19 protein-coding genes are annotated in these 18508 nt (G+C 45.8%); 12 read left to right on the top strand and 7 right to left on the bottom strand.

The genetic code is table 11. The features are described 5' to 3' along the window. The first annotated feature begins 13 nt into the window (after positions 1–13). The 6 genes from NYE62_RS17780 to NYE62_RS17755 are packed head-to-tail and all read left to right on the top strand — an operon-like array spanning position 14 to position 4373. Positions 14–481, top strand: a complete 468-nt coding sequence (locus tag NYE62_RS17780) for an 8-oxo-dGTP diphosphatase (protein ID WP_342497096.1) — start codon at positions 14–16, stop codon at positions 479–481. 25 nt (positions 482–506) lie between these two features. Continuing rightward, positions 507–1394 carry an RNase adapter RapZ gene (gene rapZ / locus NYE62_RS17775; protein WP_012118535.1) on the top strand — a complete coding sequence of 296 codons (888 nt, stop codon included), beginning with the start codon at positions 507–509 and terminating at the stop codon, positions 1392–1394. Next, a complete protein-coding gene (locus NYE62_RS17770) occupies positions 1391–2344 on the top strand; it encodes a YvcK family protein (RefSeq protein WP_007407422.1) in 954 nt (317 codons plus the stop codon). Before rapZ ends, NYE62_RS17770 begins: the two co-directional genes overlap by 4 nt. Before the next feature lie 26 nt (positions 2345–2370). Beyond that, complete coding sequence (whiA, locus tag NYE62_RS17765) at positions 2371–3321, top strand: DNA-binding protein WhiA (RefSeq protein ID WP_007407421.1); 951 nt, start codon at positions 2371–2373, stop codon at positions 3319–3321. A gap of 23 nt (positions 3322–3344) precedes the next feature. Continuing rightward, positions 3345–3602, top strand: coding sequence for an HPr family phosphocarrier protein (locus tag NYE62_RS17760; protein ID WP_003151495.1), 258 nt, complete (start codon positions 3345–3347; stop codon positions 3600–3602). A 24-nt stretch (positions 3603–3626) separates the two neighbouring features. Then, positions 3627–4373 carry an arylamine N-acetyltransferase gene (locus tag NYE62_RS17755; RefSeq protein WP_095352622.1) on the top strand — a complete coding sequence of 249 codons (747 nt, stop codon included), beginning with the start codon at positions 3627–3629 and terminating at the stop codon, positions 4371–4373. A gap of 60 nt (positions 4374–4433) precedes the next feature. On the opposite strand, the gene NYE62_RS17750 is transcribed toward NYE62_RS17755, so the two are convergent. Beyond that, on the bottom strand, positions 4434–4823 hold the full coding sequence (locus NYE62_RS17750) for a ribonuclease (protein WP_223204413.1): 390 nt from the start codon (positions 4821–4823) through the stop codon (positions 4434–4436). Between the two features lie 204 nt (positions 4824–5027). After that, on the bottom strand, positions 5028–5993 hold the full coding sequence (locus tag NYE62_RS17745) for a D-glycerate dehydrogenase (RefSeq protein ID WP_007407418.1): 966 nt from the start codon (positions 5991–5993) through the stop codon (positions 5028–5030). 388 nt (positions 5994–6381) lie between these two features. Here NYE62_RS17745 and NYE62_RS17740 point away from each other — a divergent pair, with 388 nt between their 5' ends. Together NYE62_RS17740 and NYE62_RS17735 are read left to right on the top strand one after the other, a co-directional pair. Beyond that, positions 6382–6975, top strand: coding sequence for a carbonic anhydrase (locus NYE62_RS17740; protein ID WP_087920781.1), 594 nt, complete (start codon positions 6382–6384; stop codon positions 6973–6975). Positions 6976–6977: 2 nt separating this feature from the next. Further along, entirely contained in the window at positions 6978–8567 is a 1590-nt protein-coding gene (locus NYE62_RS17735) for a SulP family inorganic anion transporter (RefSeq protein WP_342497485.1), read from the top strand. A 45-nt stretch (positions 8568–8612) separates the two neighbouring features. Here the strand turns inward: NYE62_RS17735 and NYE62_RS17730 are convergent, their stop codons facing one another. After that, entirely contained in the window at positions 8613–8933 is a 321-nt protein-coding gene (locus NYE62_RS17730) for a MazG-like family protein (protein ID WP_003151506.1), read from the bottom strand. Between the two features lie 115 nt (positions 8934–9048). Between NYE62_RS17730 and NYE62_RS17725 the strand changes: the two genes are divergently transcribed. Beyond that, positions 9049–9624 carry a TIGR00730 family Rossman fold protein gene (locus NYE62_RS17725; protein ID WP_095352625.1) on the top strand — a complete coding sequence of 192 codons (576 nt, stop codon included), beginning with the start codon at positions 9049–9051 and terminating at the stop codon, positions 9622–9624. A 243-nt stretch (positions 9625–9867) separates the two neighbouring features. Here NYE62_RS17725 and NYE62_RS17720 read toward each other — a convergent pair whose 3' ends face one another. Then, positions 9868–11244: an MFS transporter gene (locus NYE62_RS17720; RefSeq protein ID WP_015240656.1), complete on the bottom strand. Its 1377-nt coding sequence runs from the start codon at positions 11242–11244 to the stop codon at positions 9868–9870. Positions 11245–11287: 43 nt separating this feature from the next. Further along, the gene (locus NYE62_RS17715) at positions 11288–12418 is read right to left on the bottom strand and encodes a PrpF domain-containing protein (protein WP_095352626.1); all 1131 of its coding nucleotides are present in this window, start codon (positions 12416–12418) and stop codon (positions 11288–11290) included. A gap of 173 nt (positions 12419–12591) precedes the next feature. On the opposite strand from NYE62_RS17715, the gene NYE62_RS17710 reads away from it, so the two are divergent. After that, positions 12592–13452: a LysR family transcriptional regulator gene (locus NYE62_RS17710; RefSeq protein WP_061860902.1), complete on the top strand. Its 861-nt coding sequence runs from the start codon at positions 12592–12594 to the stop codon at positions 13450–13452. A gap of 41 nt (positions 13453–13493) precedes the next feature. On the opposite strand, the gene clpP is transcribed toward NYE62_RS17710, so the two are convergent. Beyond that, complete coding sequence (gene clpP / locus NYE62_RS17705) at positions 13494–14090, bottom strand: ATP-dependent Clp endopeptidase proteolytic subunit ClpP (protein ID WP_003151513.1); 597 nt, start codon at positions 14088–14090, stop codon at positions 13494–13496. A 247-nt stretch (positions 14091–14337) separates the two neighbouring features. Next, entirely contained in the window at positions 14338–15312 is a 975-nt protein-coding gene (locus NYE62_RS17700; protein ID WP_095352627.1) for a LacI family DNA-binding transcriptional regulator, read from the bottom strand. 390 nt (positions 15313–15702) lie between these two features. On the opposite strand from NYE62_RS17700, the gene NYE62_RS17695 reads away from it, so the two are divergent. Beyond that, the gene (locus tag NYE62_RS17695; protein WP_144463883.1) at positions 15703–16935 is read left to right on the top strand and encodes an MFS transporter; all 1233 of its coding nucleotides are present in this window, start codon (positions 15703–15705) and stop codon (positions 16933–16935) included. 14 nt (positions 16936–16949) lie between these two features. Then, positions 16950–18419 carry a glycoside hydrolase family 32 protein gene (locus tag NYE62_RS17690; protein WP_144664385.1) on the top strand — a complete coding sequence of 490 codons (1470 nt, stop codon included), beginning with the start codon at positions 16950–16952 and terminating at the stop codon, positions 18417–18419. Positions 18420–18508: the final 89 nt, after the last annotated feature.

Here is an 18508-nt window from a genome sequence, read left to right as displayed (position 1 = left end):
AGGTGACGTACTTGTGCAAAGAGTGACAAATTGTGTGCTGCAGACAGATGATCAGGTTCTCCTTCTCCAAAAGCCGAGACGGGGCTGGTGGGTCGCGCCCGGCGGGAAGATGGAAAGCGGCGAGTCCGTCAGAGATTCCGTCATCAGGGAGTACAGAGAAGAGACGGGCATTTATTTACTAAATCCGCAGTTAAAAGGCGTGTTTACCTTTATTATTAAGGAACAGGAACAAATCGTGTCAGAGTGGATGATGTTTACTTTCGTCGCCGACTCGTACACGGGGCGAAATGTCGCTGAATCAGAGGAAGGCGTTCTGAAGTGGCATGATGTAAAAGATATCCACAGCCTTCCGATGGCCCCCGGAGACGGGCATATCCTTGATTTTATGATCAAGGGCCAAGGGCTTTTGCACGGCACCTTTACGTATACGCCGGACTTCGAGCTGCTCAGCTATCGTTTAGATCCGCAGCTTATCAAATAAAAGAAAGACCGCAGGGGGGAGAAAGATGAGTATGAATGAAAACCATGATATTCAGCTCGTCATCATTACGGGAATGTCTGGAGCGGGGAAAACCGTCGCCATTCAAAGCTTTGAGGATCTCGGCTATTTTTGCGTCGACAATCTGCCGCCTTCCTTGCTGCCGAAATTTTTGGAGCTGATGAAAGAATCAAGTTCAAAAATGAGCAAGGTCGCGCTTGTCATGGATCTGCGGGGACGTGAATTTTTTGACAGGCTGATTGAGGCGCTGGATGAAATGGCGGAAAATCCGTGGATTACACCGCGCATTCTCTTTTTAGACGCTAAGGATTCCATTCTTGTGACGAGATACAAAGAAACGAGGCGTTCTCACCCGCTGGCCGCTACCGGGCTTCCTCTTGAAGGAATCGCGCTGGAACGCCAGCTGCTTGAAGAATTGAAAGGGCGCTCTCAGCTGATCTATGACACATCGGATATGAAACCGCGTGATCTGCGTGAAAAAATCGTGGCGCATTTCGCCACGAACCAAGGTGAAACATTTACAGTGAACGTAATGTCATTCGGGTTCAAATACGGGCTTCCGATAGATGCCGACCTGGTGTTTGATGTAAGGTTTCTGCCGAATCCGTTCTACATTGAAAGCATGAGGCCGCTTACGGGGAAAGATGAGGAAGTGTCATCCTATGTGATGAAGTGGAACGAAACACAAAAGTTTATTGAAAAGCTTGTTGATCTGCTCGGCTTTATGCTTCCGTCTTATAAGCGGGAAGGTAAAAGCCAGCTTGTCATCGCGATCGGCTGTACGGGCGGCCAGCACCGCTCCGTCACGCTCGCTGAATATTTGGCTGACTATTTTAAAAAAGATTTCTATACTCATGTCACCCACCGGGACATTGAAAAGAGAAGCCGGAAATGAATAAGAAGCCGAAAATCGCAATCTTCGGCGGCGGAACGGGTCTGTCCGTGCTGCTTCGGGGGTTAAAGCATAAGCCCGTTGATATTACGGCGATTGTGACAGTTGCTGATGACGGCGGAAGTTCAGGCCGTCTGCGGGATGAACTTCAAATTCCGCCGCCGGGTGACATTCGTAACGTACTGGCCGCTTTGTCAGATGTTGAGCCGCTCGTTGAAAATCTGTTTCAGCACCGTTTCAACAAAGGAAGCGACTTAACCGGACATTCGCTCGGAAATTTGATTTTGGCAGCGATGACAAATATAACCGGTGATTTCTTTCACGCTGTCACCGAAATGAGCAAGGTGCTGAATGTCCGCGGCAGAGTGCTGCCGGCTGCCAACACCAGTGTCGTTCTTCACGCTGAAATGGAGGACGGGCAGGTCGTTTCCGGAGAATCGACAATCCCTTCTTACGGCCAGCGGATTAAACGGGTGTTTCTTACGCCTGAAAAAATTGATCCGCTCCCGGAAACGATTGACGTCATCCGTCAGGCCGATTTAATCATTATCGGTCCGGGAAGCCTGTACACAAGCATTCTTCCGAATCTGCTCGTGCCGAAAATCGGAGAAGAAGTCGTCAAGGCTGCGGCCAAAAAAGTATATATATGCAACGTCATGACACAGCCCGGCGAGACGCTGCAATACAGTGCGGCCGACCATGTCAAGGCGCTGAACGATCATATGGAGCAGCCGTTTATCGACACGATCTTAATCAACAATGAGGAGATCCCTGACGAAATCAAAAGCAAATATGCGAAAGAGCTGGCCCGGCCCGTCGACTTCAATGTTGAAAAGCTGAAATCCATGGGGCTTGAGGTCATCAGGGATCAGATTATCACGTATAAAAATGGCGTAATCCGTCACGATACACATAAAGTGGCTTCTCTTCTTGTCGATTTATTAAGGGACTAGAGGCCTTTTGAAATGAGGTGGCTAATATGTCATTTGCATCGGAAACAAAAAAAGAACTGACGAATCTGGAAGTGAAGGACTGCTGCGCCAAGGCGGAGCTGTCCGCGCTGATTCGGATGAACGGTTCACTGTCATTTTCAAACCGCCATCTCGTGCTTGACGTTCAAACCGAAAATGCGGCGATTGCCCGCCGCATTTATACATTGCTGAAGAAACAATATGATGTATCGGTCGAACTGTTAGTCAGAAAAAAAATGCGGCTGAAAAAAAACAATGTTTATATTGTGCGCTTTTCTGAAAATGCAAAGCTGATTTTAGAGGAATTGAAAATCCTCGGAGAGAACTTTGTATTTGAACGGAATATTTCTGAGGAACTGGTGGCGAAACGGTGCTGCAAACGTTCTTATATGAGAGGGGCGTTTTTGGCGGGAGGATCTGTGAATAATCCCGAAACATCGTCGTACCACTTGGAAATCTTCTCGCTTTATAAGGAACATAACGATTCATTATGCGCGCTGCTGAATGAATTTCATCTGAACAGCAAAACGCTTGAACGGAAAAAAGGCTATATTACGTATTTAAAAGAGGCGGAAAAAATCACTGAATTTCTGAATGTCATCGGCGCTCACAATTCACTGCTGCGTTTTGAAGATGTGCGGATTGTCAGAGATATGAGAAACTCAGTGAACCGCCTCGTCAATTGTGAAACAGCAAACTTAAACAAAACCATCGGTGCTTCGCTCAGACAGGTGGAAAATATTAAATACATTGATGAACGGATCGGTCTTGAAGCGCTGCCGGAAAAGCTTCGCGAAATTGCGCAGCTGCGGATTGATTATCAGGAGGTCACGCTGAAAGAACTGGGGGAAATGGTTGCAAGCGGGAAAATCAGCAAATCCGGCATCAATCACAGGCTGAGAAAGCTCGATGAAATCGCAGAACAGCTGCGTACAGGACAAAGCATCACTTTGAAATAACCGTACAGAAAAGGGGAGATCTTATGGTTCAGGGGAAAGTGGAAGTGCGTTTAAAGACAGGATTGCAGGCGCGTCCCGCTGCATTGTTTGTACAGGAGGCAAATCGTTTTGCATCAGATGTGTTTCTTGAGAAAAACGGCAAGAAAGTGAATGCCAAAAGCATTATGGGATTAATGAGTCTGGCGGTCAGCACGGGGACGGAAGTCACTCTGATCGCTGAAGGCGACGATGAAAAGGAAGCGCTGGAAAAGTTGTCCGCTTATGTGCAGGAAGAAGTGTAAACACTTTGTAAGGGGGACGGAACGATGAATGAGTTTCTGAAAGATTGTTATCAAACGATAGGCTGGGAAAAGGATTCCCTCAATTTCAGCAACCTGCCGGAGTTTTTAAAGGCGCTCGCATATCGGTTTCCGTTTGAAAATCGGGCGGTTTTGTCCAAAAAAGAATATGACGTCACGAAAGAAGGACTGTGGCGGCACATGGTGAAGGAACCTCATGGCGGCCTTTGTTATGACTTGAACGGACTGCTTTATTTCATCCTGAAAGATGCCGGATTTGATGTCAAATTGATCCGCGGAACGGTCTGGAAAAACGGCTGGGCGCTGCCCGGCACACATGCGGCCGTACTTCTTTCCGCCGGGGGGAATGAGTACATCGCTGATGCAGGCTTCGGCCTCAATCTCGCCATGCAGCCTGTGCCGATGTCGGGAGACGAGACGGTATCAGCGGCCGGAGCGTTCCGCGTGAGGATAGAAGAGACGGAATTCGGTACATACCTGCTTGAAATGAACAAAGGGGACGGCTGGCAGACAGGTTACGCATTTTCGCTTGAAGAAATCGATGAAAAGGATCTCAAGTCTATGAAACAAACAATCTTTGAACATGAACGCTCTCCTTTCAACAAACGCCTGCTTGCTTCTAAGCGGACACCGGAAGGGCACATGGTTCTGTCTGAACGCAATATAACAATAAAAAAACACGATGGCACGGCGGAAAATAGCAGAATAGACCGATCAGAGTTTGAAGAAAAATTTACTGCTCATTTTATTTGAAGCTCGCAGGTTCTCTGCAAAAAAAACGGCCTCCGCAGGGAAGCCGTTTTTTGTATGTGTTTATCTCATTTTCGTAAAGGTTTTATAATGATCTGTCGTCTTATAAATCAGCCAGTCGCTTGAGTAAAGAATCCGGTCTGAATTTCTGAAGCCTGATGTATAGTTAATATCCGCTTCACGCCACGTCCGTCCGCTTTTGGCAGGGAGTTTGCCTTCCCTGTTTGAGAAGATGTCTCCGCCGATGCTTTTCCCCGGAGCGACGTCTGCAAGATTCCCCTTTGATGCCACCCAGCCGAGGGCCTGCGCTTCTGACTTTGTAATGTAATTATCAGGAAGCTTATGATAGGTCTGAAGATAATCCGCAACCCCGTCAAACGTGTTGATAACCTGTGCTTCAGTGTGCGCCTTGTGAGAAGATGTATCCGTCTTGGCAGCCGTGGAAAACAGCATCCCCGCCGCGGAGAACAGCACCAGCAAACAAACGGAAATCCACGATAATCGTTTTTTCAAAGCAATACCTCCCATTTTTATCATGTGAAGCTGATTCCTTTTCATTGTATCAGCATCGAGAGAAAGGAATAGAAAGAATTTAAAAATGGTTCTTTTGATCTAGAAAAAAATAAACCCCGGCTGAAACGGCCGGGATTTTTCATCTCATTGAAATTCCTTCGTGAGGTTTTTCGGCGTTTTTCCGTATACGGCGTCAATCATGTTTTGTGCGGCTTGCTTGAACATATTCAAGCGGATTTTTGCCGTTGCTGACCCGATATGCGGAAGCAATGTGACGTTTTCCAGCTGCAGGAGCGGATTGTCTTCGGCGATCGGCTCTTTTTCAAACACATCTAAACCGGCGCCTTTTATCCAGCCCTCCTGCAATGCGCGGATGAGCGCTTTCTCATCAACCGTCTTTCCCCGGGAAATATTGACGAAACATGCCGTATCTTTCATCAATTTAAATTCCCGCTCTCCCATCATATGATACGTTTCGTCAGTAAGCGGCGTAATTAACAGCACAAAGTCTGATGTTTTCAGCAGTGTATCTAAGTCGGCATATGTAACCCCGAGTTCCTTCTCAGCGTCCGGTTTTCTGCTGCGGTTATAATACAGCACGTCCATATCGAAGCCGAATTTTGCCCGTTTGGCAGCTTGTTCACCGATTCTGCCCATGCCGATAATTCCTAATGTCTGATGGTGGACATCCATACCGAAAAGAGATTCTTCCTCAACGGTTCCCCATTTGCCGGCGCGGACGAATCGATCCAATTCGGCAACCCGTCTGGCGGAAGACAGGATTAATGAAAAAGCCAGATCAGCGACAGTGTCATCTAAGGTGTACGGCGTATGCGTGCCGACAACCCCGCGTCTTTTCATTTCTTCAATATTAAAATTATCATAGCCGACAGAATTATTGCTGACGACCTTCAGCTTCGGCGCGTGATCCAGTAAATCACTGTCAATCGCCGTTCCGGATGTCAGCAGCCCTTCAGCATCTTTCATTTTTTCGTACAGTTCCTCTTTTGGAATGGTATCTTCTTTCCAGATGTCATACCGGCAATGCTCGCCTATCATTTGTTCGACTTCCGGCGGTACCGGTTTCGCGATGAATACATAGGGTTTCAACGGGCTTCTCCTCCTTTGTCTTTCTTCTCTATTTTATTATATAAGAGAAGCGGTAACGTGAGAAATATTCAAACGCATCACGATAAATTTCTGGTTCTTTTGAACTTAAAATGAAAGAAAAAGAAATGTACATGCTTGATTTCTCCAAACAATAACAGAATCCGCCTATATTTCTGAAGGCAAAATGAGCGGAACCGCTGTTTTTAAAAGCTTTATAGGTTGGTGTAAAGATAAATTTTATTATTTTTGAAAGATATAAATGAACATAATCTGAATTTACAGTTAAATTATCGTGTCTTTTTTTGAAAGCGCTTTTGAGGCCTTTTTCTGTGCTATAATTCCTTACTGTAAGCTGGGTAAGAAGGCTTGCAATACAATCGGATGGGAGATGAATAGAAAAATGGTTTCTTTATCAAGCATTTTGGAGCACAACCAGCAGTTTGTCCAAGAAAGGAAATATGAACCTTACCAAACGACAAAATTCCCGAAAAAAAAGCTTGTCATCGTATCCTGTATGGATACAAGGCTGACGGAGCTTCTGCCGCAGGCGATGGGACTCAGAAACGGCGATGCCAAAATCATAAAAAACGCGGGAGCCATTGTTTCTCACCCATTTGGAAGTGTCATGCGGAGCATTTTGGTTGCCGTTTATGAACTGCAGGCAGAGGAAGTCTGCATCATAGGTCACCGCGAGTGCGGAATGTCGGGATTAAATGCGGCTTCCATATTAAATAAAGCGAAAGAGCGCGGCGTGGAGGACAAATGTCTCAGCCTTCTGCAGCATGCGGGAGTCGATTTGGAAACATGGCTGACCGGTTTTCACAGCGTCGAAGAAAGCGTGGCCCACAGCGTGAATATGGTCAGGCATCATCCGCTCTTGCCTGAAGAGGTGCCGGTGCACGGGCTGGTGATCGATCCGGGGACGGGGACGCTGGATGTAGTCGTTGACGGTTATGAAACAGTCAAAGGAGGATGCAGCTGACGATGCAATTTACCGGCAGATATCAGGGATACAATTTGCAGAAATTTCAGAAAGACCTAATCGCGGGAATTGTGGTGGGAATTGTAGCGATTCCACTGGGAATGGCCTTTGCCATCGCCTCGGGGGTCGGTCCGGAATACGGGCTTTACACCGTTATTGTGGCCGGAATTCTGATTTCGCTGTTGGGCGGCTCTAAATATCAGATCGGCGGGCCTACGGGGGCGTTTGTTCCCATTTTATTTGCCATTGTGATGCAGTATGGTTTTGAGAATTTACTGGTAGCCGGTTTTATGGCAGGCGTCATGCTCGTCCTGTTTGGCGTATTTAAGCTCGGAAAGATTATGAAATTCGTGCCGAAGCCGGTGATCGTCGGATTTACGGCCGGAATCGCGGTGCTGATTTTCTCGGAGCAGATTGCCCATTTTCTCGGTCTGCGCGATATCCAAAAGCATGAAAGCTTTATCCTCAACATTGCGGAAATCGGCAAGAAGATCGGAACCTTTAATTTGTACAGCATCCTCATCGCGGGAATTGCTTTGGCCATTTTGCTGTTATCAGCCAGGCTGATGCCGAAGATTCCGGGCGCGCTTGTGGCGCTGCTTGTCTCTACAGCCGCGGCGGTCGTGTTTTTTCCTGACAAAATGGCGACAATCGGTTCTGCTTACGGGGAAATCCCGCGGCAGCTTCCGGCTTTCCAGCTTCCTGATTTCTCAATCGATAACATAATCATGATGTTTCCGTCGGCTCTGATCATTGCGCTTCTCGGCGGACTTGAGTCCATATTATCGGCGATGGTCGCGGACAATATGAAAGGATCACGGCATGACAGCAATAGGGAGCTTGTCGGGCAGGGCATCGCCAATATGGCAGCGCCGCTTTTCGGCGGTATACCGGCAACGGGAGCGATTGCGCGGACCGCAACAAATATTAAAAACGGCGCAGTTTCTCCGATTTCCGGTGTTGTCCACGGAGTCACCGTCCTCCTCGTCCTGCTCGTCTTCGCCCCGCTTGCCGTTCACGTACCGCTGGCAAGCATGGCGCCGGTATTGATGGTTGTGGCTTGGAACATGAGTGAGCGGAGGGAAGTCGCCAATATGATGCGGCTGAAAAACACTGATTCATTCGTACTGGCGGCAACCTTTTTGCTGACGGTTCTGTTTGATTTAATCATCGGCGTTTCTGCCGGTCTCGTGCTCGCTTTTGTTTTCTTTATCAGGAAAATGAGCGAATCAACAAGCATCAAAACACCGCATGCCGCTGTCAAATCGGTTAAAAATGATTCGTCCGTCAGCACATATTCCATTGAAGGGCCGCTGTTTTTCGGTTCAATTGATTCACTGGAATCATCGCTGCTGGAGAGGCTTCAGGAAAAGCCGAAGACGCTTATTCTGCTGATGAATAATGTACATTACATGGATACCTCCGCAGAAGCGGTGCTGGGGAATGTGATGAACCGGATCAAACGGCATAACGGGAGATTGATGATCGTCGGATTGCAATCACAGCCGAGAGAGCTGATCCGGAAGACGGGGCTGTTTCATAAAATCGGGAAACAGCATTTCTTTGAGCACCAGGACGAGATAACGGGATAAAATTCAGATACGGCCTGTCCATGAAAAAGCGGACAGGCCGTGTTTTTATTCGGTTTCAAAGCGCTTGATCAGTTTTTCCTGATGGGCTTTCATCGCATCTTCTAACGTGATGCCGTACTTATCGGCAAGGATGGCCAGATTTCCGAGGACGTCACCCATTTCTTCAATCAGCTCCTGCCTGCGTTCAGCCTGGGTCGCGTCTTTTTCATCCGGCCGGTCTCTGCCGATTTCATATGCTCTTACCGCTCGGGCGAGCTCACCCGCCTCTTCCATTAAAAAACCGATTCTGATAAATGGCCCGTACGCCGTCCATCCTCGTTTTTCATAAAAATCTTTCGTCCATTGTTCTGCTTCAGCCATCTGCATGTGAAACACTCCTTATGTCCTGTATGATTCTTATTGATATTATCATATAGAGATGGGACAATATATAGTGTATTTTGATTTATTGATGTACATATATAGATATGGAGATGAAAAAATGAAAACCATTTGTGTATTTGCGGGGTCAAACCCGGGGGTAAATGAAGAGTACAAACGCAAAGCGGCCGAACTGGGTGAATATATGGCGGAGCAGGGAATCGGCCTTGTTTACGGCGGTTCACGGGTCGGTCTGATGGGAACCGTCGCCGACGCGTTAATGGCAGGCGGCGGAAAAGCTGTCGGCGTCATGCCGAGCGGGCTGTTCAGCGGGGAGGTTGTTCATCAGAATCTGACGGAGCTGATTGAAGTCAGCGGCATGCATGAGCGGAAAGCGAAAATGAGTGAACTTGCCGATGGGTACATTGCCATGCCCGGCGGCTTCGGAACATATGAAGAGTTATTTGAAGTGCTATGCTGGGCGCAAATCGGCATTCATCAAAAACCGATCGGACTGTACAATGTGAACGGGTATTTTGAGCCGATGATGAAGATGGTCAAGTACAGCATTCAGGAAGGATTTTCGAATGAGTCTCATTTGAAGCTGATCCACAGTTCCTCCCGGCCGGATGAGCTGATTGAGCAGATGAATCGGTATATATACCCGATTTTAGATAAGAAATGGCGGGAATTGTAAGGCAGAGGTCTGAAATATGTTTCGGCGGTTGCATCTGATCCATTCTGATGGAAAATTCTCCGCCTATAGAATACCTTTTCTTTCTGGAAATCGTTTTCTCTTTCTCATGCGTATCACACCTTTCTTCATGATAAGACATATGTATGAGAATAAGATGAGAAAGAGAATGCTGTTGGGGTTAAAAGAAGAACATCCATTTCCTCAGAGGAGATGGATGTTTTGCGGTTTGCATACTGTATGCGTTTACAACTTTTGTTGCACGAATGTTTCCTCCGATATGAAATCATCCTGCTGCATCTTTTGTTTTTTTGAACTGATTCCAAATATACCGACTGTCAGTGCACAAAGAAACCAGCAGCCTGTAAAAAACAAGAATACACTTAAAAATCCGTAGCCTGAATACAGGAAACTGACGACAAAGGGACCGGCTACATTCGCAAGACGTCCTACGCCGTAAGTGAGACCATTTCCAGAGGCCCTGGCTTCAACCGGATATAATTCCGGCGTATAGGCATATGCGATCGAACTGAAAGTACGCTCAAACATATGCATGAGAAATCCGCATATGACAATGACCATCGGTAAAGGATTGATGCCGTAAAAGAATCCAAGCGCCATAATAATTAACGATAAAACAGAAATGGCCCACTTTCGATCCACACGGTCAGAGATTTGCGAGGCAATGAGAGCGCCCAGCGGGGCACCGATCGTTCCCAGAGTGACGTATACGATAGACTCATCCATTGATACGCCTTCTTTTACCAAAAGGGTGGGAACCCACGTGCCAAAGCCTTGAATTGCAATCGTGGAAGCTGCCCACATCGTCATTAAAACAAAAGTTCTTCCTGCCAAAGGCTTTTGAAATAACGTCCGATATGGAACGGATTTTACAGCGGTTTGTCTGCTTCGCAGAGCCGGAGCTGGTTCAGGCAGTTCACCCTTTTCTTTTTCTGCTTTTGCCTCCAGTTCAAGCAGAATGCGGTGTGCTTGTTCGCTTTTTCCTTTCGTGTCCAGCCATTTCGGTGATTCTTCCAGTTTTCTGGCGATCAGCGGAAAAAAAATACCGACCGCGCCGAATAGAAAGATAAACCGCCAGCCGTAAGAGGCGGACGGCACGACCAATTTAGCCACCCAGCCGGCTGCAGGAATTCCGCATATGCCGATTGTAATACAGATTGCCTGGTACTTACCCTTAGTTGCGGATGGGAAAAATTCGCTGATATACGTACTTGCCACAATCGTTGTGGCGCCGATACCTAAACTCGTAAGAAATCTAAAAACACCGAGTATTTCTGGGTTCCAAGCCAGAGAAGAGAGGAGGGAGAAGAAAGAGAAAAAAGTGACAACCAGAATTAAACCTTTTTTCCTTCCGAAACGGTCTGAAAACCATCCTCCGGCAGAGGCGCCGATAAACATTCCGAAATAGGAGACAGACGTAATAAAAGCGATGGTATGAGTCGAAATGTTCCATTCCTTTAAAAGTGAAGGCGCCGCATATGAAAACGTATTTAAATCGATAAAATCAAAAAAGTAAGCGAATGAAAGGATAACGAGCACTGCTTGATGGGCCCTTGAAAAAGGCAGTCTGTTTAATCGATTAGACGCATTTACATTGATCATCTCGCATTCCTCCGTTTATCTTTGACTTGTCTGAAGACTGGTATTAACCAATGTGATTCAGCGTATTCAGGTTGTAACTTTGCTTTGTAAACACATAGCCTTCAGAGATTTTTCTTGCTGTGCGTACTACTTTAATCGTTGTTCCGTCCGAATCAACATCTGCCTCGGATTCTAAAATGCCGCTTGGATGTCCCAATCGAATCGTTCTGCCATAGAATGAAAATTCAGATAATATTGTATCCTGCAATAGCATACCGGCAGTCGTACAAACCGCCCCTGTAATGGCTAAAGCTTGATGCGGTTTTTGCATGGACATCATACGAATGACAAGATCCATCTCTTCTGCATGTCTCTTTATCCCTTTTGTATCGATATAATCCGCTGGAGATGAGATTAATGTTAGTTTTGGTACGGCCGGTGATTTTGCAGCAGCCTCATGTCTTGAAGCGAATCTGCATTTCTCGGCTGCAATCGATCGGATCATTTCGAGCTTTTCCAATATATCCGGAGTATATTCATCCGGAAGTTCTAAGCCGGTAAGCCCCGTGTCCTCTGCTTTTACAAAGACAAGCGGATTAGCGTAATCAATAATCGAGACCGAGATATTTCCATACGGTGTATCGAGAACATCAATAGGCTGACCAGTGGGAAACAGCTTACCGGTCACCGCTCCTTCAGCCTGGTGAAATGAAAGATAAATAGGAGAAGCTGTACCTGGAACCCCGGGGATAGAGCAGTCCCCCTGGTAATGAAATGTTCCATTTCTGACTTCAACTTCTGCTACGATCACTTTTTGAGTGTTTGTATTTAACATTCTGACTTTTGTAACCGGCTCTTCAGCTTGAACGAGCCCTTTCTCAATAGCATAAGGGCCTACGGCAGAAGAGATATTTCCGCAATTGCCTTTGAAGTCCGTAAAATGGTCAGTCAAACTGACCTGAGCAAACGTATACTCAACATCCGCATCCTTTCTGGCGGATTTCTTAATAATGGCTGCCTTGCTTGTGAGAGAATGGCCGCCGCCGAGACCGTCAATTTGTCTCTCGTCAGGGCTCCCCATGATGTCTAAAAGAAAATCGCTCCATAGGTTTGTATCGTCTGGCATGTCTTTTTGATGAATAAAAACGCCTTTGCTGGTGCCGCCTCTCATGACGGTTACAGGAACTTTTTCCATGCTGTCTCATCCTTACATCATTTTGTGTGGATAAAAAGGTACCGGTCCCTTTGGAAAATATCGTATGATAAATAAGGATTATAAGTAAAACATATAATTTTTATAAAGTTGAATAAAAAACTTTTATAATAGGAGGAAATTTTATAGCAGAAAAATATTTTGGGGGATTTCATATGGATGAAAAGGATTGGATTGTGCTCATTACATTATTCGAAGAAAAAAATATGACGAAGGCGGCAGAGCGATTATATATGACACAGCCGGCGTTAAGTTATCGGCTCAAAAACCTGGAAGCACAATTCGGAGTGCGCCTTTTTTATAAAAGAAAAAAAGGGATGGAGTTCACTTCAGAAGGTGAACATCTGGTTGATTATTCGAAAGAGATGCTGCAGGAATTCAGAAGAGTGAAGGATGATATGCTCAATATGAGCCATGAAGTCAGCGGGGTTCTCAGATTAGGAGTCTCAAGCAATTTTGCTCAGTATAAGCTCCCGGCGATTCTAAAACGGTTTTCTGATCAGTATCCGTCTGTTCAATTCCACGTCAATACGGGATGGAGTGCGAAGGTGATGGATCTGCTTCATCATTCGGGGGTACACCTTGGGATTATGAGGGGAGATTATGATTGGCAAGGGAAAAAACAACTGCTAAATGAAGAGAGACTGTACCTTATTTCAAAAACTGAAATCAACAGTGAGGACCTTCCCAAATTGCCGATGATTTATTATCAAACTGATGCTTCTTTGAAAAGTTTGATTCAAAAATGGTGGAATAACCAATTTACTGAACCGCCTTTCATTGCGATGGAGGTAGACAGGCAGGAAACCTGTAAAGAGATGGTGAAAAACGGTCTCGGTTATTCTGTTGTGCCGGAAATCTGTCTTCAGCCTTCTGATGAACTATACACATTGGCGCTATCCTATAAAAATAACGAGCCTGTGATACGCGATACTTGGCTTATGTATGATTCTTCAGCGTTAGAATTATCTGTCGTCAAAGCATTCATTACTTTCTTGAATGGGAATAAAGCATAAAAAACCTGCAAGAGACATCATCTCTTGCAGGTTTTTGGGCATTACTTCTGGTCTTCTGTATTGCGTGTCAGCACTTTATCGATTAAGCCGTATTCTAAGGCTTCATCAGCTGATTTGAAGTTGTCGCGGTCTGTATCGCGCTCAATGACTTCAAGCGGCTGGCCGGTACGTTCAGCAAGCACTTTGTTTAATTTGTCGCGAAGCAAGAGAATGCGTTTTGCCGCGATTTCAATTTCTGTCGCCTGTCCTTGCGCTCCGCCAAGCGGCTGGTGAATCATAACTTCACTGTTAGGAAGCGCGTAACGTTTGCCTTTTTCTCCGGCTGCAAGTAAAAATGCTCCCATAGAAGCGGCCATACCGATGCAGATCGTGGATACTTTCGGTTTAATGAACTGCATTGTATCATAGATTGCCATGCCGGCAGTGATTGATCCGCCAGGGCTGTTAATATAAATGGAAATATCTTTTTCAGGGTCTTCCGCTTCAAGGAATAAAAGCTGTGACACGATGGAGTTCGCAACGTTGTCATCAATCGCAGATCCAAGCATGATAATACGGTCCTTCAAAAGACGGGAGTAAATGTCATAAGCTCTTTCTCCGCGGTTCGTTTGTTCAATGACTGTAGGTATTAAATTCATAATGCTCCTCCTTCACCTTTTAGGTAAGTATGTATTTACATGATACATTTTTGGTCAATAAAGGTCAAACAAAACGCTGACCAAAATGCCAACCTTTTCTTCTAACACCATTTTTCCCATAAAACAAAAAGTTCAAACAGCAAAGTGGAAATGAGGATGATCAATGCCGGAGCCTTGAGAAAATGATATGGCCGGAGCGCTCAAAATAGACCGCAATCGCGTCGCTACGTACGGCTGAACGGTCTGACTACGTTGTCCGCCCTTCCAAAAGCCGTACCGGCAAATATGTTTCCAGCGGCAAATCATCAAATTCGCCTTCAATTTCTTTTGCTAAAATCTCGATGGCTGTTTTGGAAATCAATTCAATCGGCTGCTGGATGGTTGCCAAGTCCGGCAGAACCGATTGAACGGTTTCAGTGCCGTCATAACCGATCACTTTTAATTGATTCGGGATGTCTATTCCCCGTTTTTTGGCCTCGGTCATCACTGCAGCCGCCATGATATCATCGCTGGCAAAAATTCCATCGGTGTCAGGCTGTTCATCGAATAATGTTGAAATAATGTCATGGTAATGCTGATAAAAGGGTACTTCATATGTAATAGGCTTCCGGCAGTGTTCATGCATGACGTCTTCGTATGCCTTTCTTCTGAGGTTTGCCGGTGTCTCGAGTTCAAGCGGGCCGTTGAGATGGACGATGTGCCGGCACCCTTTTTCAATCAGCAGTTCTGCCGCCTTTTTTCCGCCGTCATAGTTGTCTGAGCCGACGACGGGAATCGTGTCCGATAAGTAATGATCAATGGCGACAATCGGCAGATTTTGCTTGTGATAATTGAGAATTCCCCGGTTGTAAGTCACGGCGATCACGCCGTCCACTTGGTTTCTTATCAGCATCTCCAAATATTTTTCTTCCTTATCCTTTCGATGTAAACTGTTGCAAAGCAGCAGTTTGTAGCCCATGGACGTACAAATGCTTTCAATATGAAAGGCGAGTTCGCCGAAAAACGGATTGCTGGAGTTTGGGATGATAAGCCCTATTAAATTGGTTCGTTTTCGGAATAAAGAGCGGGCCAGATCGTTTGGAAAGTAATTGATTTCTTCCATCGCCTTGTACACTTTTTCTTTTGTTTTTTCGCTGATATAGCCGCGGTTATTTAATACCCGCGAAACGGTTGTAGATGAAACTCCCGCTATTTTCGCAACATCATGAATGTTAGGCTTCATTCCCGTGCCCTCCTGCTTACTGAAATGGCTTACAATTTCCGTCACGCACTTATTTTAGAGAATCAGGCTGACATGTGCAAGGACATTCCGTGTTTCTGTTTTCATATAAAGAGGGTGCGTTTTGTTTGATTAAAATAATCAGAAAATTGTATGTCAACCGATTGACATATGGAACCGGTTGACATACAATTCTTTTTGAAAGCGCTTTATTTGCAGAGTGAAGGGAAGTGACGGGTATGGAGAGATGGCTGGCGGCAATAAAGTGAAAGAATTAAGCAGCGATAGAAAGTAAGCGCTTACTCAGGGCTCGCATGTATGTGATGAAAATGAAGAAGGAAGTATGCGGCTCTAAAACGGCTATTAAAAGGTCCTCTTAAAGGAGCGGTGCAAATGAAAAGCTCAAAAAGTCTGTATTGGAAACTGAGTGCTTATTTCTTCTTTTTCTTTTTTACTTGGTCTTCCAGCTATTCTTTATTTGCGATTTGGTTAGGGCAGGAAATCAATTTAAACGGATCAGCGACAGGCATTATCTTTTCTGTAAACGCCGTATTTGCCCTATGCATGCAGCCTCTTTACGGTTTTATCTCTGACAAATTGGGGCTGAAGAAAAAGATATTATTTATGATCAGCTGTCTTCTCATATTCACGGGTCCGTTTTATATCTTCGTCTATGGGCCGCTTTTACAATACAACGTCTTTCTTGGCGCCGTTGTCGGAGGCTTATATTTGGGAGCCGCTTTTTTGGCGGGGATAGGCGCGATTGAAACGTACATTGAAAAGGTCAGCCGAAAATATGATTTCGAGTATGGTAAATCAAGAATGTGGGGCTCGCTGGGCTGGGCGGCGGCTGCATTTTTTGCAGGGCAGCTTTTCAATATCAATCCCAATATCAACTTCTGGATCGCGTCTGTTTCAGCCATCATATTAACGGTCATTATCATGTCTGTGAAAATAGAAATGACCGATCATGAGAAAAACAGAGCGGATTCGGTCCGGTTAAAAGATGTGGGGCGGCTCTTTTTACTAAGAGATTTCTGGTTTTTTATGCTGTACATTATCGGGGTGACTTGCATTTACGGCGTATATGATCAGCAGTTCCCGATCTACTATGCGTCTTTGTTTCCTTCAGTGTCGACGGGTAACCAAGTATTCGGCTATCTTAATTCATTCCAGGTGTTTTTGGAGGCCGGCATGATGTTTCTTGCGCCTTTTATCGTCAATAAGTTCGGGGCGAAAAACAGTTTGATTTTAGCGGGGTTCTTAATGGCTTTCCGCATCGTCGGGTCCGGAATTGCAGTTGAGCCTGTAGGCATTTCATCAATGAAACTCATCCACGCACTGGAATTGCCGATTATGCTGATCGCCGTTTTTAAATATTTGGCTGCCAATTTTGATACGCGTCTGTCGTCCGTCCTTTATCTCGTCGGTTTTCAATTCGCATCTCAGGCAGGCGCGTCGATTCTGTCGCCGCTTGCGGGAGGGTTATATGACAGTGCGGGGTTCCGTCAAACCTATCTCATCATGGGAATCGTCGTCTTCGGTTTTACCGTCATCTCCATATTTACTTTATTGGGCCCGAAACAAAACAGCAGGCGTGTCCAGCGTCTGCAAAAAATCGGATAGAGAGGATGTTATAAATGGATAGAATTCAGCAGGCGGAAGAAGCTTTGAAGGAAGCCGAGGGTAAAGTGAAACAAAGATATCGATTGGGGTACCATATTATGCCCCGGGCGAATTGGATCAATGATCCGAACGGGCTTATTCAGTTTAAAGGAGAATACCACGTCTTTTTTCAGCATCATCCGTATGATGAGCATTGGGGGCCGATGCATTGGGGACATGTAAAAAGTAAAGATCTCATTCATTGGGAGCACCTTCCGGTTGCCTTAGCTCCGGGGGATGAATTCGACCAAAGCGGCTGTTTTTCGGGAAGCGCGGTCGATGATCATGGAAGATTAGCCCTCATCTATACAGGACATAATATAATTGATCAAGAGAAAGACCTATTCTATCAAACTCAAAATATCGCTGTCAGCCAAGATGGAATCGTGTTTGAAAAGCTTCAGAAAAACCCTGTTATTGCGGAACCGCCGGAAGACAGCGCCCGTCATTTCCGCGATCCGAAAGTATGGAAGCATCGCGATGTTTGGTATATGGTCATCGGCAACTCTTCAAAAGAAAACGTCGGACGGGTCGTTTTATACCGTTCACCTGATTTGCGTGATTGGGAATACGCGGGGGTTCTCGCCCAAAGTGACGGTAATCTCGGCTATATGTGGGAATGTCCTGATTTCTTTGAATTAGGCGGCAAACATGTTCTGCTGATTTCGCCCCAGGGTATCGAGGCGGACGGTGATTCCTATCAAAATTTACATCAAACCGGCTATTTAATCGGTGACTATCATGATGAAACAAACAAATTTACACACGGCGCTTTTAAAGAACTGGATCACGGCCATGACTTTTACGCCGTGCAAACATTATTAGATGATAAAGGACGCAGAATTGCCATCGGCTGGATGGATATGTGGGAATCTGAGATGCCGACAAAAGCGGACGGATGGTGCGGTGCACTGACTTTGCCGCGAGAACTGACTTTGCGTGATGATCATAAACTTTTGATGAATCCCGTGGAAGAAACCAAGCAGCTGCGGAAAATGGAATATCGGGAATGTGCCGGACGATCGCTTTCAGGGAGTTACTTGGCAAAGACGTCCGAAGACCTGCTTGAAGTCCGAGCCGTGTTTGATGTAAACGATTCTGATGCCGAAACGGCAGGTTTTAAGATTCGAGGCCTTGATGAAGAAGAACTTGTGCTGACATACAATCTAACGGATAAAAAGCTGACACTTGATTGCACCAAGATGGGGAAAGCGAAAGACGGTGTGAGAAGGGTGCAGACGGATACAAACGGCAAGCTGGCGCTGCGTATCTTTATTGACAGATCCTCGATTGAAGTATTCGCCAATCATGGAGAAACAACGATGACAAGCCGTATCTATCCGAATGAAGGCAGATTGGGGATTGAGCTGTTTTCTGAGAAAGGCGCCGTAAAGGTTGAGGAATTCACCTATTGGACGTTAAAGGACATTTGGAAAAGAAGCTGAAACGGGTGATTACTGCTTTTTCTGCAGTGATTGAAAATGAACCGAGCCGGGGGCAGTCCGCCTGAAATGGGTTTTTTGTGAAAATCAAT

The sequence above is a fragment of the Bacillus sp. FSL K6-2861 genome (assembly GCF_038630725.1).
Classification (GTDB): Bacteria; Bacillota; Bacilli; order Bacillales; family Bacillaceae; genus Bacillus; species Bacillus velezensis.
This window is presented reverse-complemented; position numbering and strand designations above follow the sequence as displayed.

What these genes read in the sequence shown, in the direction of transcription:
- rapZ (WP_012118535.1), top strand. Translation starts at nt 507, where the DNA reads ATGAGTATGAATGAAAACCATGATATTCAGCTCGTCATCATTACGGGA.
- NYE62_RS17770 (WP_007407422.1), top strand. Translation starts at nt 1,391, where the DNA reads ATGAATAAGAAGCCGAAAATCGCAATCTTCGGCGGCGGAACGGGTCTG.
- whiA (WP_007407421.1), top strand. Translation starts at nt 2,371, where the DNA reads ATGTCATTTGCATCGGAAACAAAAAAAGAACTGACGAATCTGGAAGTG.
- NYE62_RS17760 (WP_003151495.1), top strand. Translation starts at nt 3,345, where the DNA reads ATGGTTCAGGGGAAAGTGGAAGTGCGTTTAAAGACAGGATTGCAGGCG.
- NYE62_RS17755 (WP_095352622.1), top strand. Translation starts at nt 3,627, where the DNA reads ATGAATGAGTTTCTGAAAGATTGTTATCAAACGATAGGCTGGGAAAAG.
- NYE62_RS17750 (WP_223204413.1), bottom strand. Translation starts at nt 4,823, where the DNA reads ATGCTGTTTTCCACGGCTGCCAAGACGGATACATCTTCTCACAAGGCG.
- NYE62_RS17740 (WP_087920781.1), top strand. Translation starts at nt 6,382, where the DNA reads ATGAATAGAAAAATGGTTTCTTTATCAAGCATTTTGGAGCACAACCAG.
- NYE62_RS17735 (WP_342497485.1), top strand. Translation starts at nt 6,978, where the DNA reads ATGCAATTTACCGGCAGATATCAGGGATACAATTTGCAGAAATTTCAG.
- NYE62_RS17730 (WP_003151506.1), bottom strand. Translation starts at nt 8,933, where the DNA reads ATGCAGATGGCTGAAGCAGAACAATGGACGAAAGATTTTTATGAAAAA.
- NYE62_RS17725 (WP_095352625.1), top strand. Translation starts at nt 9,049, where the DNA reads ATGAAAACCATTTGTGTATTTGCGGGGTCAAACCCGGGGGTAAATGAA.
- NYE62_RS17720 (WP_015240656.1), bottom strand. Translation starts at nt 11,244, where the DNA reads ATGATCAATGTAAATGCGTCTAATCGATTAAACAGACTGCCTTTTTCA.
- NYE62_RS17715 (WP_095352626.1), bottom strand. Translation starts at nt 12,418, where the DNA reads ATGGAAAAAGTTCCTGTAACCGTCATGAGAGGCGGCACCAGCAAAGGC.
- NYE62_RS17710 (WP_061860902.1), top strand. Translation starts at nt 12,592, where the DNA reads ATGGATGAAAAGGATTGGATTGTGCTCATTACATTATTCGAAGAAAAA.
- clpP (WP_003151513.1), bottom strand. Translation starts at nt 14,090, where the DNA reads ATGAATTTAATACCTACAGTCATTGAACAAACGAACCGCGGAGAAAGA.
- NYE62_RS17700 (WP_095352627.1), bottom strand. Translation starts at nt 15,312, where the DNA reads ATGAAGCCTAACATTCATGATGTTGCGAAAATAGCGGGAGTTTCATCT.
- NYE62_RS17695 (WP_144463883.1), top strand. Translation starts at nt 15,703, where the DNA reads ATGAAAAGCTCAAAAAGTCTGTATTGGAAACTGAGTGCTTATTTCTTC.
- NYE62_RS17690 (WP_144664385.1), top strand. Translation starts at nt 16,950, where the DNA reads ATGGATAGAATTCAGCAGGCGGAAGAAGCTTTGAAGGAAGCCGAGGGT.